This window comes from Streptomyces sp. NPDC007084 (assembly GCF_040703595.1).
Lineage (GTDB): Bacteria > Actinomycetota > Actinomycetes > Streptomycetales > Streptomycetaceae > Streptomyces.
The window spans coordinates 70,288-84,076 of sequence record NZ_JBEYFY010000020.1 but is presented as its reverse complement, the minus strand read 5'-3'; the positions used below and the strand labels follow the sequence as shown (position 1 = coordinate 84,076).

Annotated in this window: 13 protein-coding genes and 1 riboswitch; of the genes, 10 read left to right on the top strand and 3 right to left on the bottom strand. The window is 72.1% G+C overall.

Going from position 1 to position 13,789, the window contains the following annotated elements; all coding sequences use genetic code 11:
* Nucleotides 1–113 precede the first annotated feature (113 nt).
* Nucleotides 114–1,349: an ROK family transcriptional regulator gene (locus AB0912_RS18675; protein ID WP_366700953.1), complete on the top strand. Its 1,236-nt coding sequence runs from the start codon at nucleotides 114–116 to the stop codon at nucleotides 1,347–1,349.
* Between the two features lie 25 nt (nucleotides 1,350–1,374).
* Here the strand turns inward: AB0912_RS18675 and AB0912_RS18670 are convergent, their stop codons facing one another.
* Nucleotides 1,375–2,124 carry an SDR family oxidoreductase gene (locus tag AB0912_RS18670; protein WP_366700951.1) on the bottom strand — a complete coding sequence of 250 codons (750 nt, stop codon included), beginning with the start codon at nucleotides 2,122–2,124 and terminating at the stop codon, nucleotides 1,375–1,377.
* Between the two features lie 441 nt (nucleotides 2,125–2,565).
* A riboswitch (FMN riboswitch) is annotated at nucleotides 2,566–2,696 on the top strand.
* A gap of 154 nt (nucleotides 2,697–2,850) precedes the next feature.
* On the opposite strand from AB0912_RS18670, the gene AB0912_RS18665 reads away from it, so the two are divergent.
* The 9 genes from AB0912_RS18665 (at nucleotide 2,851) to AB0912_RS18625 (ending at nucleotide 10,535) form a co-directional block, all read left to right on the top strand.
* Nucleotides 2,851–3,486 carry a riboflavin synthase gene (locus AB0912_RS18665; RefSeq protein ID WP_366700949.1) on the top strand — a complete coding sequence of 212 codons (636 nt, stop codon included), beginning with the start codon at nucleotides 2,851–2,853 and terminating at the stop codon, nucleotides 3,484–3,486.
* Nucleotides 3,483–4,121 (top strand): nicotinamide mononucleotide transporter family protein, encoded by a 639-nt coding sequence (locus tag AB0912_RS18660; protein WP_366700947.1) that lies wholly within the window; start codon nucleotides 3,483–3,485, stop codon nucleotides 4,119–4,121. Before AB0912_RS18665 ends, AB0912_RS18660 begins: the two co-directional genes overlap by 4 nt.
* Nucleotides 4,118–5,455 carry a bifunctional 3,4-dihydroxy-2-butanone-4-phosphate synthase/GTP cyclohydrolase II gene (locus AB0912_RS18655; protein ID WP_366700945.1) on the top strand — a complete coding sequence of 446 codons (1,338 nt, stop codon included), beginning with the start codon at nucleotides 4,118–4,120 and terminating at the stop codon, nucleotides 5,453–5,455. Before AB0912_RS18660 ends, AB0912_RS18655 begins: the two co-directional genes overlap by 4 nt.
* 169 nt (nucleotides 5,456–5,624) lie before the next feature.
* Nucleotides 5,625–6,110, top strand: a complete 486-nt coding sequence (gene ribH / locus AB0912_RS18650; protein ID WP_366700943.1) for a 6,7-dimethyl-8-ribityllumazine synthase — start codon at nucleotides 5,625–5,627, stop codon at nucleotides 6,108–6,110.
* Between the two features lie 34 nt (nucleotides 6,111–6,144).
* On the top strand, nucleotides 6,145–6,417 hold the full coding sequence (locus AB0912_RS18645; RefSeq protein WP_081223298.1) for a phosphoribosyl-ATP diphosphatase: 273 nt from the start codon (nucleotides 6,145–6,147) through the stop codon (nucleotides 6,415–6,417).
* A gap of 87 nt (nucleotides 6,418–6,504) precedes the next feature.
* Entirely contained in the window at nucleotides 6,505–7,362 is an 858-nt protein-coding gene (gene hisG / locus AB0912_RS18640; protein ID WP_366700941.1) for an ATP phosphoribosyltransferase, read from the top strand.
* Nucleotides 7,363–7,376: 14 nt separating this feature from the next.
* Nucleotides 7,377–7,853: a PH domain-containing protein gene (locus AB0912_RS18635; RefSeq protein ID WP_366700940.1), complete on the top strand. Its 477-nt coding sequence runs from the start codon at nucleotides 7,377–7,379 to the stop codon at nucleotides 7,851–7,853.
* Nucleotides 7,854–8,049: 196 nt separating this feature from the next.
* A complete protein-coding gene (locus AB0912_RS18630) occupies nucleotides 8,050–9,381 on the top strand; it encodes a hemolysin family protein (protein ID WP_366700938.1) in 1,332 nt (443 codons plus the stop codon).
* A complete protein-coding gene (locus AB0912_RS18625; RefSeq protein ID WP_366700936.1) occupies nucleotides 9,378–10,535 on the top strand; it encodes a hemolysin family protein in 1,158 nt (385 codons plus the stop codon). The genes AB0912_RS18630 and AB0912_RS18625 overlap by 4 nt, the downstream gene beginning before the upstream one ends.
* Nucleotides 10,536–10,690: 155 nt before the next feature.
* On the opposite strand, the gene AB0912_RS18620 is transcribed toward AB0912_RS18625, so the two are convergent.
* Nucleotides 10,691–12,556 (bottom strand): AAA family ATPase, encoded by a 1,866-nt coding sequence (locus tag AB0912_RS18620; protein ID WP_366700933.1) that lies wholly within the window; start codon nucleotides 12,554–12,556, stop codon nucleotides 10,691–10,693.
* 469 nt (nucleotides 12,557–13,025) lie between these two features.
* Entirely contained in the window at nucleotides 13,026–13,655 is a 630-nt protein-coding gene (locus tag AB0912_RS18615; protein WP_366701030.1) for a hypothetical protein, read from the bottom strand.
* Nucleotides 13,656–13,789: the final 134 nt, after the last annotated feature.

Below are 13,789 nucleotides of genomic sequence, written 5' to 3'. Positions count from 1 at the left end.
GAGACGCTTCCCCACTCTGCGGCGGTAAACTATCAGGAACCCTGCCTGATAGATAGACGACTGTTCGCCGCCCCCTCCGGAGGCGGCCCCGCCGATCTGGGAGGATTCCCGGCATGCCCGCATCCCCGAGCACCGCCCGGGCCATCAACGACCGGCTCGCCCTGCGTCTCCTCCAGCAGGAGGGCCCTTTGACGGCAAGCCGGCTGAAACAGCTCACCGGACTGTCCCGGCCCACCGTCGCCGACCTCGTGGAACGCCTCACGGACTCCGGGCTCATCACGGTCGTCGGAGAGTCGGGGGAGCAGCGGCGCGGCCCCAACGCCCGGGTCTACGGGATCGTCGCGGACCGCGCCCACCTGGCCGCGCTCGACGTCCGTACCGAAGGCGTCTCCGTGGTCGTCTCCGACCTCCTCGGCGACGTCCTCGCGGAGGCCTCCGTGCCCATCGGCGGCGACGCGGCGACCGGCCCCGCGGTCGAGCAGGCGGTCGCGCTGGTCGAACGCGTGGCCAAGGAGGCCGGGGCGCTCGGCTCGCCGCCGCCACCCGAACCCGGCCGGGGCTGGGGGCGGCTGCACACCGTCGGTGTCGGCGCGCCCGGCCTGATCGACCCCGCGACCGGCGAACTCCGCGACTCCTCCGGGCTGCCCGCCTGGCACCGCAGCCTGGTCGCCGTCCTCCAGGAGCGGCTGCCCGAGGCCCGCGTCCTGGTGGAGAACGAGACCAACCTCGCCGCCCTCGCCGAACAGCGCGACGGCGTCGCACGCGACCGCGACACCTTCGTACTGCTCTGGCTCGGCCTCGGCACCGGCGCCGCCGTCGTCCTCGACGGCGCCCTGCGCCGCGGCGCCTCCGGCGGCACCGGCGAGATCGGCTTCCTGCCCGTCCCTGGCACCACGACCCTGCCCTCGGCGACCGACTGCGAGGGCGGCTTCCACTCCCTCGCGGGCGCGGCGGCCGTCGCGGCGCTCGCGGCGGACCTCGGGCTCGCGGCGCAGCCCCAGGGACACGAACCGCACGCCGCCGCCCTCGTCCGCCGGGCCGTGGCCGACGCTCCCGGTTCACCGGCGGCGACCGCCTTCCTCGACGCGCTCGCCGACCGCCTCGCCATCGGCGCCGCCTCCGTCATCGCAGTCCTGGACCCCGGCTGCGTGGTCCTCGGCGGAGAGGTCGGCCAGGCGGGCGGCACCGCGCTCGCCGAGCGCGTCGAACGACGGCTCGCCCGGATGTCCCCCCTGCCGACGGAGGTGCGGGCGAGCACGCTGGGCGGGGGCGCGGTACTGCGGGGCGCGCTGCTGACCGCGCGGGACGGAGCCCAGGACGAGCTGTTCGCCCCGCCGGCGGGGCGGTAGACAGGCGGGGCCGGGGGCCCGGTCGTCACCGCCCCGCCGGATACCGCTCCCTCAGGAAGTCCTCGAACGTTCCCTTGCCCACCGCGTGATCCGGGGTGAGGTGGTGGCCGGCGCGGAAGGCGCGGTAGCTCTTGCCGAAGAGCGGCACTTCGAGGACGCGACGCCGCTTGCCGGTGGCGCGGAGGTACGCGACGGCCAGCGAGCGGAACGTCCGCACCTCGGGACCGCCCATGTCCGCGACCCGCCCCGCGGGCGCCCCCGCCGCCAGTTCCACGAGCCGGTCGGCCACCTCGCCGACCTCGATCGGCTGGTCGGACGCGCCGGCCGGAAGGAGCACCACCGGCAGCTTGGCGAACCCGCCGAGCACCTGGTCGACCAGATCGTGGAACTGCGTGGTGCGCAGGATCGTCCACCCGAGCCCCGACTCCTCGATCAGCCGCTCGACCGCCAGCTTGGACTTGTAGTAGCCCATCGGCACGCAGTCGACGCCGACGATCGAGATGTAGAGCAGATGGGGGACACCGGCCCGCCGCGCCGCCGCGACCAGCTGCGCCGCCGCCCGTTCGTCCCCGCCCCGCGGGCTCGACGCGCAGTGCACGATCGCGTCCACCCCCGAGACGGCCGTGTCCAGGACGGCGCCGCCCTCGCGCAGGTCGACGGCGTACGGCTGGGCGTGCCGGCTGAGCACCCGCACCTCGTGACCGTCCGCCCGCAGCCGCTCGCGGACGAGCCGCCCGAGCGTTCCGGTCCCACCCGTCACCAGAATCGTGGACATGCCGTTCAGCCCCTCTCGACGCGGGACGCTCCCGTGCGGAGCCTCCCCGCCAAGTAGGACTGGAAAGCCCGGGGAAACGTGACATCGGACGGTCCGCCGCGCGGCGGCGCGGGGCGCGCGATGCCGGTTGGGGAGACCCGGCGGCGGGGCAAGGGCCTTCGTCACCGCCGCCGGGTCGATCGTGGGGGGACCGGCGATGGCTGGCTGATCACGCAGTCTTGGTCGAGGACACTAAGAGGACTAGACCATAGCGTCAATAGGTATGGACCAATATTGCCGAGGCGTGATACGCGCTCAAGGCCCCACCGCTGGGCGGCGGTTGGCCGAGGACCCTGCGGCGGGGCCGCTCGGAAGTCCAGGGCGGCTCGCTGTGAGCCAGCCCACAGAGGTTCGCCCGCATGGCCGACGAGCGGGCGTGGCACACTGGCTGTGTACCAGAAGCAGCGCACTCCGGGGTCGGTGAAATTCCGAACCGGCGGTTACAGTCCGCGACCCGGCCGCTTCCAGCGGCCGGTTGACCAGGTGAAATTCCTGGACCGACGGTTAAAGTCCGGATGGGAGGCAGTGCGCGGCGGGCGGGCCTTCGTGCGCGCCGCCGTTTGTAGTCGTTCGTCCTTCGGGACGGGTGTCCTCTCGGCGTCGCTTCCGATGTGCCGTCGTCCGTTCGTTCTGTCGTCATCGACAGGCCCCGGAGTCCGTGCCCCATGAGGCAGGAGGACCCGGGAAGTGTTCACCGGAATCGTCGAAGAGCTGGGTGAGGTCACCGCCGTCGAGACCCTCGACGACGCCTCGCGTTTCCGTCTGCGTGGCCCCGTCGTCACGCAGGGCGCACAGCACGGCGACTCCATCGCCGTCAACGGGGTCTGTCTCACCGTCGTCGAACACGAAGGCGACGAGTTCACCGCCGACGTCATGGCCGAGACCCTCGGCCGCTCCAGCCTCGGCGCCCTCGCCGTCGGCTCCCGCGTGAACCTCGAACGGCCCATGGCCGTGGGCGACCGCCTCGGCGGCCACATCGTGCAGGGACACGTCGACGGCACCGGCACGGTCATCGAGCGCGAGCCGTCCGAGAACTGGGAGATCGTGAAGATCTCGCTGCCCGCCGGCCTCTCCCGCTACGTGGTCGAGAAGGGCTCCATCACGGTCGACGGCATCAGCCTGACCGTCGTGGACGCCGGCCCGGACTTCTTCACCGTCAGCCTCATCCCGACCACCCTCGACCTGACCACGCTCGGCCACAAGCAGCCCGGCGACCCGGTCAACCTGGAGGTCGACGTCATCGCCAAGTACGTCGAGCGCCTGCTCGGCGCCCGCGGTGAGCAGCCCGCCGGCCTGCCCGGCAGCCAGGAGGCCGGACGGTGAACTGGCTCAACTCCGAGGCCTTCGTCCTCCTCGACCAGCACATCAAGTGGTCGGACATGATCGGCAACGTGATCGGCCTGCTGGCCCTCGCGCTCGGCTGGCGCCGCTCCCTGTGGAGCTGGCCCGCCCAGTTCGTCTCCGGTGTCATCCTCTTCGCCGCCTTCGCCACCGCCCACCTCTCCGGCAGCGCCGGCAAGCAGGTCGTCGTCATGGTCGTCGCCGTCTACGGCTGGTGGCAGTGGAACCGCGGCAAGGAGCGCGACGGCTCCGTCGCCGTACGGTTCGCCACCTGGCGGGAGCGCGCCGCGATGGCCGCCGCCGCCGGACTCGGCACCCTCGCGGTCGCCGGACTGTTCACCGCCTACCCGTCCCTGTCCTGGGACCCCTGGCCGGACGCGTACATCTTCGTCGGCACGATCGTCGCGATGTACGCCCAGGCCCGCGGCATGGTCGAGTTCTGGATCGCCTGGCTGCTGGTCGACCTGGTGGGCGTCCCGCTCAACTTCGCCAACGGATTCGCCTTCTCCGGTTTCGTCTACGTCCTGTACGGCGCGCTCGTCCTGTGGGGCCTGCGCGACTGGTGGCTGCGTTCCCGCAAGGCCGGGCAGCCCGTCCTGGAAGGAGCCCCGGCATGACCACCACGCCGGTTTGGTACAGCACCGGGCACGATCAAGACGCCTCGGACTTCGCGCTCGACCCCGTCGAGCAGGCCATCGCGGACATCGCCGCGGGCCGCCCCGTAGTGGTCGTCGACGACGAGGACCGGGAGAACGAGGGCGACCTCGTCATCGCCGCCGAGAAGGCGACCCCCGAGATCGTCGCCTTCATGATGAGCGAGTGCCGCGGGCTGATCTGCGCCCCCATGGAGGGCGACGAACTCGACCGGCTGCGGCTGCCCCAGATGGTCGAGGACAACACCGAGTCGATGAAGACGGCGTTCACCGTCTCGGTGGACGCCTCCGCCGCGCACGGCGTCACCACCGGCATCTCCGCCGCCGACCGCGCCGCCACCCTGCGGCTCCTCGCCGACGGCACCTCCGGCGCCGACGACTTCGTCCGCCCCGGCCACATCTTCCCGCTCCGCGCCCGGCCCGGCGGCGTCCTGGCCCGCGACGGCCACACCGAGGCCGCCGTCGACCTGGCCCGGCTCGCCGGACTGCGCCCCGCCGGCGCCATCGTGGAGATCGCCGGCGAGGACGGCCGGATGCTCCGGCTGGCCGAGCTGATCCCCTTCGCCCGCAAGCACGGCCTGACGATCATCTCCATCGAGGACCTGATCGCCTACCGCGAGGCCGCCGAACTCACCCCCGTGGCCGGACACGGCACACCCCTGGCAGCCCCCGCCGTGCGCCGCGAGGCCGAGGTCCATCTGCCCACCGCCTTCGGCGAGTTCACCGCCTACGGCTACCGCTCCACCGCCGACGGCGTCGAGCACGTCGCCCTCGTCCACGGCGAGATCGGCGCCGGCGAGGACGTCCTCGTCCGCGTCCACTCCGAATGCCTCACCGGCGACGTCTTCCACTCCCAGCGCTGCGACTGCGGCCCGCAGCTCCAGACCTCCATGCGGCGCATCCAGCGCGAGGGCCGCGGCATCGTCGTCTACCTGCGCGGCCACGAGGGGCGCGGCATCGGCCTGCTCTCCAAGCTGCGCGCCTACGAGCTACAGGAGCGCGGCCGGGACACCCTGGACGCCAACCTGGAACTGGGTCTGCCCGCCGACGCCCGCGACTACGGGGCGAGCGCGCAGATCCTGGAGGACCTCGGCGTCCGCAGCCTGCGCCTGATGACCAACAACCCCGACAAGACCGACGCCCTCGTCGGGTACGGCCTGCGGGTCACCGCCCGCGAGCCGATGCCCGTCCAGGCCGGCGAGCACAACCTGCGCTATCTGCGCACCAAGCGGGACCGGATGGGCCACGACCTGCCCTGGCTGGACACGACCGCCGTGTCCGCCTGCGGAAGCCAGTGACACCGCCCGACCGGCACCGGCGGCACTGAAAGCACCACCGGCGCGACACAGCGCCTAGCACCGGCAACACAGCACAACGGAACCATCGGCAACACAGCACAACGGAACCATCGGCAACGCAGCACAACGGAACCATCGGCAACGCAGCACAGTGGGACTGAGGAGAGACGTGAGCGGCAAGGGTGCACCCGAACTGTCCGTACGCAACTGCGGCGACCTGCGGGTCGCGGTCATCGCGGCACAGTGGCACGACAAGGTGATGGACGGTCTGGTCGACGGCGCCCTGCGCGCCCTGCGCGAACTGGGCATCGACGAGCCGACCCTGCTGCGGGTCCCCGGCAGCTTCGAGCTGCCGGTCGTCGCCAAGGTCCTCGCGGGCCGCGGCTACGACGCGATCGTCGCGCTCGGCGTCGTCATCCGCGGCGGGACGCCCCACTTCGAGTACGTGTGCCAGGGCGTCACCCAGGGCCTCACCCAGGTCTCCATCGAGACCGGCGTCCCCATCGGCTTCGGCGTACTGACCTGTGACACCGAGGAGCAGGCCCTCGACCGCGCCGGACTGGAGGGCTCCAACGAGGACAAGGGGCACGAGGCGGTCACCGCCGCCGTCGCCACGGCGGCTACCCTGCGCTCGGTATCCGAACCCTGGCACTGAGCCACGGCACGGAGCGCGTAGGCTGAGGACCACCATGTCCAAGAAGACGTTCGAGGAGCTGTTCACCGAGCTCCAGCAGAAGGCCGCCACCGGCGACCCCGCCACTTCGCGCACCGCCGAGCTGGTCGGCAAGGGTGTCCATGCCATCGGCAAGAAGGTCGTCGAAGAGGCCGCGGAGGTCTGGATGGCCGCCGAGTACGAGGGCAAGGACGCCGCCGCCGAGGAGATCTCGCAGCTCCTCTACCACGTCCAGGTGATGATGGTCGCGCGCGGGATCTCCCTGGACGACGTGTACGCGCATCTGTAGGGGCCGACCCCCGTATCGCCCCCTGGCAGTGCCCGTCCGTCCCAGCCCATCAGCCCCGAACCACCTCACGCAAAGGAAGCCGACCTCATGCTGCGCATCGCCGTCCCCAACAAGGGTTCCCTCTCAGGACCTGCGGCGGACATGCTGCATGAGGCCGGCTACCAGCAGCGCCGCGAGTCCAAGGAACTGCGGGTCGTCGACCCGGTCAACGAGGTCGAGTTCTTCTACCTCCGCCCCCGCGACATCGCGATCTACGTCTCCTCCGGCCGCCTCGACATCGGCGTCACCGGCCGCGACCTGCTGATCGACTCCGGGGCCAGCGCGGAGGAGATCCTCCCGCTCGGCTTCGCCCGCTCCACCTTCCGCTTCGCCGCCAAGCCCGGCACCGCCGACGGTCTCGCCGGCCTCGCCGGCAAGACGGTCGCCACCTCCTACGAGGGCATCGTCGCCAAGTACCTCGCCGACCACGGCACCGACGCCTCGGTCGTCCACCTCGACGGCGCCGTCGAGACCGCCATCGAACTCGGTGTGGCCGAGGTCATCGCGGACGTGGTCGAGACCGGCACCTCACTGCGCAACGCGGGCCTCGAGGTCTTCGGCGAGCCCATCATGAAGTCCGAGGCCATCGTCATCCGCCGGATCGGCGCCGACCCCGCCGAGGACAGCGAGCCCAAGGTCCAGCAGTTCCTGCGCCGCCTCCAGGGCGTCCTCGTGGCCCGGACGTACGTGATGATGGACTACGACTGCCGCGCCGAGCACCTGGAGAAGGCGATCGCCCTCACCCCGGGCCTGGAGTCGCCGACCATCTCGCCGCTGCACAACGAGGGCTGGGTCGCCGTCCGCGCCATGGTCCCCTCCAAGGAGGCCCAGCGGATCATGGACGACCTGTACGCCATCGGCGCGCGGGCCATCTTGACCACGGCCATCCACGCCTGCCGGCTCTGACAGGACATCGGAACATGTCGGACCTTCCCGTACTTCCCTCACTTCCCGTCACCTTCCGCCCGTCCCGCACCCGGGCCGTGCTGCTCGGCGCGGGCGCCGCGATCCTCGTGGTCATCACCGCGGTCGCGCTGCTCCTGGAACAGCTCGGCCCGGGGGAGCGGCTCAGCTTCATCCTCACCGCCCTGCTGCTGTTCGGCGTGCTCCTGCTGCTCTCGCGGCCCAAGGTCGTCGCCGAGGAGACCGGGGTCACCGTCGTCAACATCGCGGGCCGGCGCCGCCTGGACTGGGCCGAGATCCTGCGGGTCAACCTGCGCCCCGGTGACCCGTGGGTGTTCCTCGACCTCAGCGACGGCACCAGCCTCCCGGTGCTCGGCATCCAGCCCGGCATCGCCAAGCAGCGCGCCATCGAGGACGCCCGGACCCTGCGCGCCCTCGCTGAGGCCCGCTCCGCGGGCGAGCCCGGCCGGCACCGTGACGAACATCCGGGCTGACTCCCCCCTTCCACCCTGCCCCGAGGGCCCGTGTCTTGATTAATCTGGTGGCGGAGGCGTTTCATCGCGCCTCCGCCTTCGATGTGGCCCCCGCCCTCAGAGGCTCCCTGCTACCCGAGGAGTGACTCCCTCCAGCGATGGACGGATCGTCCTGTAGTACCTGCGCCGCCCCCTCTCGACAGAGCGAGGCGGCGGCATGACCATCCCCCTGCTGCTCCTTGGCGCGGCGTTCCTGCTGATTCTCGCCAACGGCTTCTTCGTGGCCGCCGAGTTCGGCCTCGTGACCGTCGAGCGCCCCGACGCCGAGCAGGCCGCGGCCGCCGGCGACAAGCGCGCGGCCACCGTGGTCGAGTCGCTCAAGGAGCTGTCGTTCCAGCTCTCCGGAACGCAGCTCGGCATCACCATCACCTCCCTCGTCGTCGGCATGCTCGCCGAACCGGCGCTCGCCGGACTGCTGCACGGCCCGTTCACCGCGGTCGGCCTGCCCGAAGGGGCGGTGCCCGGCGTGTCCGTCGTGGTCGGCATGCTGCTGGCCTCCGCCGTGCAGATGGTGATCGGCGAACTCGTGCCCAAGAACTGGGCGGTGTCCAAGCCGCTCCAGGTCGCCCGGTTCGTGGCCGGCCCGCAGCACGTCTTCTCCCGGCTGTTCCGCCCGGTGATCGCCGCGCTCAACACCGTCGCCAACCGGCTCGTCCGGGCCCTCGGCGTCGAACCCGCCGACGAGCTGGCCTCCGCCCGCACACCCGGCGAACTCGTCTCCCTGGCCCGCCACTCGGCCCGGGCGGGCGCCCTGGAACAGGACACCGCGGACCTCTTCGTCCGCACCATGTCCCTCGCCGACCTCACCGCACAGCACGTCATGACACCGCGCGTGAAGGTCAGCGCCCTGCAGTCCTCGGCGACCGCCGAGGACGTCGTCAACCTCACCCGCGCCACCGGCCTGTCCCGCTTCCCCGTCTACCGGGAGCGCATCGACGAGATCGTCGGCATGGTGCACCTGAAGGACGCGCTCGCGATCCCCTCGCACGACCGGCTGCGCACCCCCGTCGGCCGGATCGCGCAGGCCCCGCTGCTCGTCCCCGAGACGCTGCCCGTGCAGCCGCTCCTGGAGCGGCTGCGCAAGGAGCAGCCGATCGCGGTCGTCGTGGACGAGTACGGCGGCACGGCCGGGGTGGTCACCCTGGAGGACATCGTCGAGGAACTCGTCGGCGAGGTCCGCGACGAGCACGACGACGTGCTCGGCGAACCGCCCGAGCTGGCCGCCGCCCCGCCGGAGGACGGCAGGCCCGCCTGGGACGCCGACGGAAGCTGCCGGGTGGACGTGCTCCGGCGCATCGGCCTGGACGTGCCCGAGGGACCGTACGAGACCGTGGCGGGCCTGGTCGCCGACCTGCTCGGCAGGATTCCGGCCCCCGGCGACAAGGCCGAACTCCCCGGCTGGCGGCTGTCGGTCCGGCAGGTCGGCCACTACCGCGCCGAACGGGTCCGCCTGGTGCGTACCGCGCTCGCCCCGGAGGCCGTCCGATGAGCGTTCTCCAACTCCTCCTCGCCGGACTGCTGGTGCTCGCCAACGGCTTCTTCGTCGGAGCCGAGTTCGCCCTGGTCTCGGTGCGCCGCAGCCAGATCGAACCGCTCGGCACCACCCGCTCCAGGCAGGTCCTCTACGGCCTGGAGCGCCTTCCGCAGATGATGGCGGCGGCCCAGTTCGGCATCACCGTCTGCTCGCTGACGCTGGGCGCGGTCGCCGAACCGACCGTCGCCCACCTGCTGGAACCGCTCTTCGAGGCGGTCCACCTGCCCGACGGGGTGATCCACCCCCTCGGCTATGTGATCGCGCTCGCCCTCGTCGTCTTCTTCCACCTCGTCATCGGCGAGATGGTCCCGAAGAACCTGGCGATGGCGGCACCCGAGAAGACGGCCCTGTGGCTCAGCCCCGGGCTGGTCGCCTTCGCCCGGCTGTGCCGGCCGGTCACCCTCGCGCTCGGCGCCTGCGCCCGGCTGATCCTCAGGCTGTTCCGGGTGGAGCCGAGGGACGAGGTCGAGGCGGTCTTCACCAGCGAGCAGCTCAACCGACTGGTGGAGGACTCCGGGCAGGCCGGTCTCCTCGACCCGGAGGAACAGGAACGTCTGGAGGACGCCCTCGAACTGGGGTCCCGGCCGGTCACCGACGTGCTGCTCGACGGCGACCTGCTGGTCACCGTGGACCCCTCGGTGACCCCGGGCCAGGTCGTCGCGCTCACCGCGCGCACGGGCTACTCGCGGTTCCCGGTGGTCGCGGAGAACGGCGCCTTCATGGGCTGCTATCTGCACGTCAAGGACGTCCTCGACCTGGAGGAGTCCGACCGTGCCGTACCGCAGGAGATGTGGCGCCCGATGACCACACTGCGGGCCGAACTCCCGCTGGACGACGCCCTCACCGTGATGCGCCGCGCCGCCACCCACCTCGCCCAGGTCGCCGATGCGGCGGGCAAGGTCCTCGGCCTCGTGGCCCTGGAAGACGTACTGGAACTGCTCGTCGGCGAGGTGCGTGACCCGGCGCACCGGGAGGTTCCGCCGGTCGCGGCCACGGAGCCCCGGCCGGACCGGAACCCGTCCCAGGGCCAGAGTCCGAGCCAGCCTCAGGGGCAGAGTCCGAGCCCGAGTGCGGCCCCGGCCGCTCCGGAGGAGGCGCTGGCGAGCTGACCGCGCGAGAGCCCCGGCTCTCCGCCGGCTCTCCGCCGCCGTACGACCGCTCCCGTGGTCGTACGGCGGCGGAGAGCCGGGGCCTCTCACACGGTCTCTCTCACCTGGACCGCGGCACACGGCCGGTCTCACCGGCCTGCCTTACGCGGCCGGTCTCACATGGCCGACGGATCGTGCGGGCCCCGGCCCGACAGGACCTCCCCGTAGGCCTGCATGAGGTCCGGCAGACGCAGCGTCGACAGGTCGTCGCGGGAGGGAGTCGAGGCGTAGCCCGTCAGCCGCAGATCGCGGTAGGCGCAGCTCTTCTCGTAGAGGGTGCGCAGGAACCGGCCGTTGCCCAGCTCGTCGATCCAGCCCTGGTCGACCACGTGGCCGGCGATGGAGCGCAGTTCGTCGAGCGCCTCCTCGTCCCAGACGTCGCCGTTCTCCGCGGCCAGCACCTCGCCTATCGAGGTCAGTTCGAGCGGGCGGTAGGAGGGGAAGTCGACCCGGCTGGTGAAGCGGGAGGACAGGCCGGGGTTGGCGGCCAGCAGCCGGTCCATGCCCTCGGGATAGCCGGCCAGGATGACGACGAGATGGTCCCGGTTGTCCTCGGCCCGCTTCAGCAGGACCTGGAGGGCCTCGTCGCCGTACGCGTCGCCCTTGCCGTAGCCGGAGTTGGACAGGGAGTAGGCCTCGTCCACGAAGAGGACGCCGCCGATCGCCGAGTCGATCAGCTCGTTGGCCTTCACGGCGGTCTGGCCGAGGTACTCGCCGACCAGGTCGGCCCGCTGCGCCTCCACCAGGTGGTCGCCGCCGAGCAGCCCGAGCGCGTAGAAGACCCGGCCGAGGATGCGGGCCACCGTGGTCTTGCCGGTGCCGGAGGGGCCGGAGAAGACGAAGTGACGTTTGGGCGGCTGCACCGGCAGGCCCTGCCCGGCCCGCAGCCGGGCCATGTTCAACTGCGCCGACAGCGCCTTGACCTGGCGTTTCACCGGTTCCAGGCCGACCATGCGCTCCAGTTCGGCGAGCGCTTCCTCAAGTAACGCGGGGTCGGTCGGGCCGGTGGGCGGCGGCTGCACCGGCACCGTCGCCTTCTCCCGGAAGACGTCCCGCTCCGGCTGGAGACCGCCGCCCGGCGGGGGGTCGGGCTCGGAGAGTTTCAGGTCCCGTCCCTCGGAGCCGAAAAGCGGGTCCACTCCGTCCGGGCCCTCCAGGACGTCCTGTCCCACCCCGGCGAGGGTGATCGCCGCGAGGTCGGCCGCGGCGTCGTCGTAGCCGTCCCCCTCGGAGATGGCGGCCAGCCGTGCCGAGGTGTCCATGAACGACGGGTCGACCCGGTGCACCGCCCGGTACAGGGGGAGGGCCGCCGCGGACCGGCCGGTGCCCTCGTGGGCGCGGGCCAGCCAGTAGCGCAGCTCCTTGCGCTGCGGCTGTTCGCTGCGGCAGCGCATCAGCGCGGCGGAGAGCAGCGGCTCCGCCTGTCCGAACATCTCCAGCCTGACCCGGGCCATGCCGCCGAACAGGCCGGCCTCTATGCCGAGCATTGGATCGTCGATGAGCGGGTCGGTGTGCCGGACCAACTGCTCCCAGTCCTTGACCAGATAGGCGCGGCACGCGTGCAGGAACCGGACCTGGTGGTCCGCGTCGACCGGCGGCAGACCGGCCAACGCCCGGTCCAGCTCCGGGACATGACGTCCGTCGAGCCAGTGCGAGGCGTGCGCGAGCAGCAGGTCGCGCGGGCTCTCCAGCACCGGCTGCACCCACCAGCCCAGCCAGTACCAGGAGTTGAGGGTGCGCCGATGGCGGGCGCGCTGTTCGCCGAAGCGCTCCCGGTGCCGGAACATGCGCAGCAGCGCGGTCGTCGTGTCCACCCGTAGCGCGTGCAGTCCGAGCCAGCCGTCCGCCATACCGGGGTCCATCCGGACCGCGGCGCGGAACTCCTCCTCCGCCTGCGGGTAGGCGCCCACCGTGTAGGCGTCCACACCCCGCAGCCAGGCGAGGTCGGCCGGGGCCTCGGAGCCCTGCGTGCCGAAGTCCATCACGTCCCCCACAAACCGTGCCCCCGATGGTCGGGAAGTGTCTCCTGGAGCGGGACACTCCCCTCGCCGCCGGGCAGGTGCCCGCCGGCATCTCTGGTCGAACGACTGTGCCGCGGACGGGAGTTGCACCCGGTGCGCAGAGCAGCCGTCCGAAGGTCGCACCGAGAGGCATCGTACCTGCGGTTCCCGGGCGTGCCGAAGGGTGCCGCACACCCCGTTCCACGAGGTGGGAGCAGACGGGGCGCACATCGGACGGTGACCCTGGGTGAGTGTTTGGCGGCGCAGGGCGTCCGGAAAGTGGGGGTGTGGGCAGAACGAAGCCCCCGATCACGGGGGAACAACCGGGGGCTTCGCGACTGCGGGGCGGCCTTCCGAAGGCCGCTCATTCAGAACGTAAGACCTGTACGGCCCCTCGGTCAAGGCGAGTTGAGGCACTGGGAGAACTTCTCCGGTGCCGCTCTTCACAAGTTCAGCACACTGCGGACGGTCCGTCACGGTGGGTGATGAACCGGCCCGGTTCCGGCGTCTCAGAAGGCCCCGGCAGCACCTCGTACCCCTCGGGACTCTGCCGCACCACATGGTCCGCGAAGGGCCGCGACGGGTCCTCGGCGAAGTGCCGGCGCTCCGCGCGGACCCATCCGGCCCAGAAGTCGCGCTGCGCCGCCCCGTCCCGTCGCATCCCGCGCGCCCAGGCCTCCTCGCACGGCAACTCCATCCACAGCAGCCGCGTGAGCCACGGCCGCAGCGCGCGCCGCCCCGCTCCGACCCCTTCGAGCAGTACCACGGGCGCGGCGGGCAGCTCCCTGACGGGACCGAACTCACGGGCGGTCCAGTCGTACGGCGCGTACCGCGCGCTCTCGCCGCGCTCCAGCGGCTCGACCACCTGGCCCAGCAGACGCCCGGTCCACGCGAACAGCTCCTCGTGGGTGGCGACGTCGTCCAGGTGCAGGACGGGCGCGCCACCGAGGGCCGCCGCCAGCTCCCCGGCGAACGTGGTCTTGCCGGAGCCCGCGTGGCCGTCGACGCCGACCAGCCGCACGGGCCCGCAGGAGGGCGGCAGCCCGCGCAGGCGCGCGGCGAGGTCGGCGAGAGCGTCGATGGGGCTTCCCGGGGGTGAGGGGCCGAGGCGGCCACGGCGGGCATATGCGTGCCGAACATTCTATCGAGGGGCCGCCTGGGCGGCTCCGGCGGCGGTGTCGCGACCGTCCGGGCCGGGGTGCCGCAGGTCATGCC

Excerpts from the sequence above, each read along its gene's own strand:
- AB0912_RS18675 (WP_366700953.1), top strand. The coding sequence starts at position 114 with ATGCCCGCATCCCCGAGCACCGCCCGGGCCATCAACGACCGGCTCGCC.
- AB0912_RS18670 (WP_366700951.1), bottom strand. The coding sequence starts at position 2,124 with ATGTCCACGATTCTGGTGACGGGTGGGACCGGAACGCTCGGGCGGCTC.
- AB0912_RS18655 (WP_366700945.1), top strand. The coding sequence starts at position 4,118 with ATGACCACCACGCCGGTTTGGTACAGCACCGGGCACGATCAAGACGCC.
- AB0912_RS18645 (WP_081223298.1), top strand. The coding sequence starts at position 6,145 with ATGTCCAAGAAGACGTTCGAGGAGCTGTTCACCGAGCTCCAGCAGAAG.
- hisG (WP_366700941.1), top strand. The coding sequence starts at position 6,505 with ATGCTGCGCATCGCCGTCCCCAACAAGGGTTCCCTCTCAGGACCTGCG.
- AB0912_RS18635 (WP_366700940.1), top strand. The coding sequence starts at position 7,377 with ATGTCGGACCTTCCCGTACTTCCCTCACTTCCCGTCACCTTCCGCCCG.
- AB0912_RS18630 (WP_366700938.1), top strand. The coding sequence starts at position 8,050 with ATGACCATCCCCCTGCTGCTCCTTGGCGCGGCGTTCCTGCTGATTCTC.
- AB0912_RS18625 (WP_366700936.1), top strand. The coding sequence starts at position 9,378 with ATGAGCGTTCTCCAACTCCTCCTCGCCGGACTGCTGGTGCTCGCCAAC.
- AB0912_RS18620 (WP_366700933.1), bottom strand. The coding sequence starts at position 12,556 with ATGGACTTCGGCACGCAGGGCTCCGAGGCCCCGGCCGACCTCGCCTGG.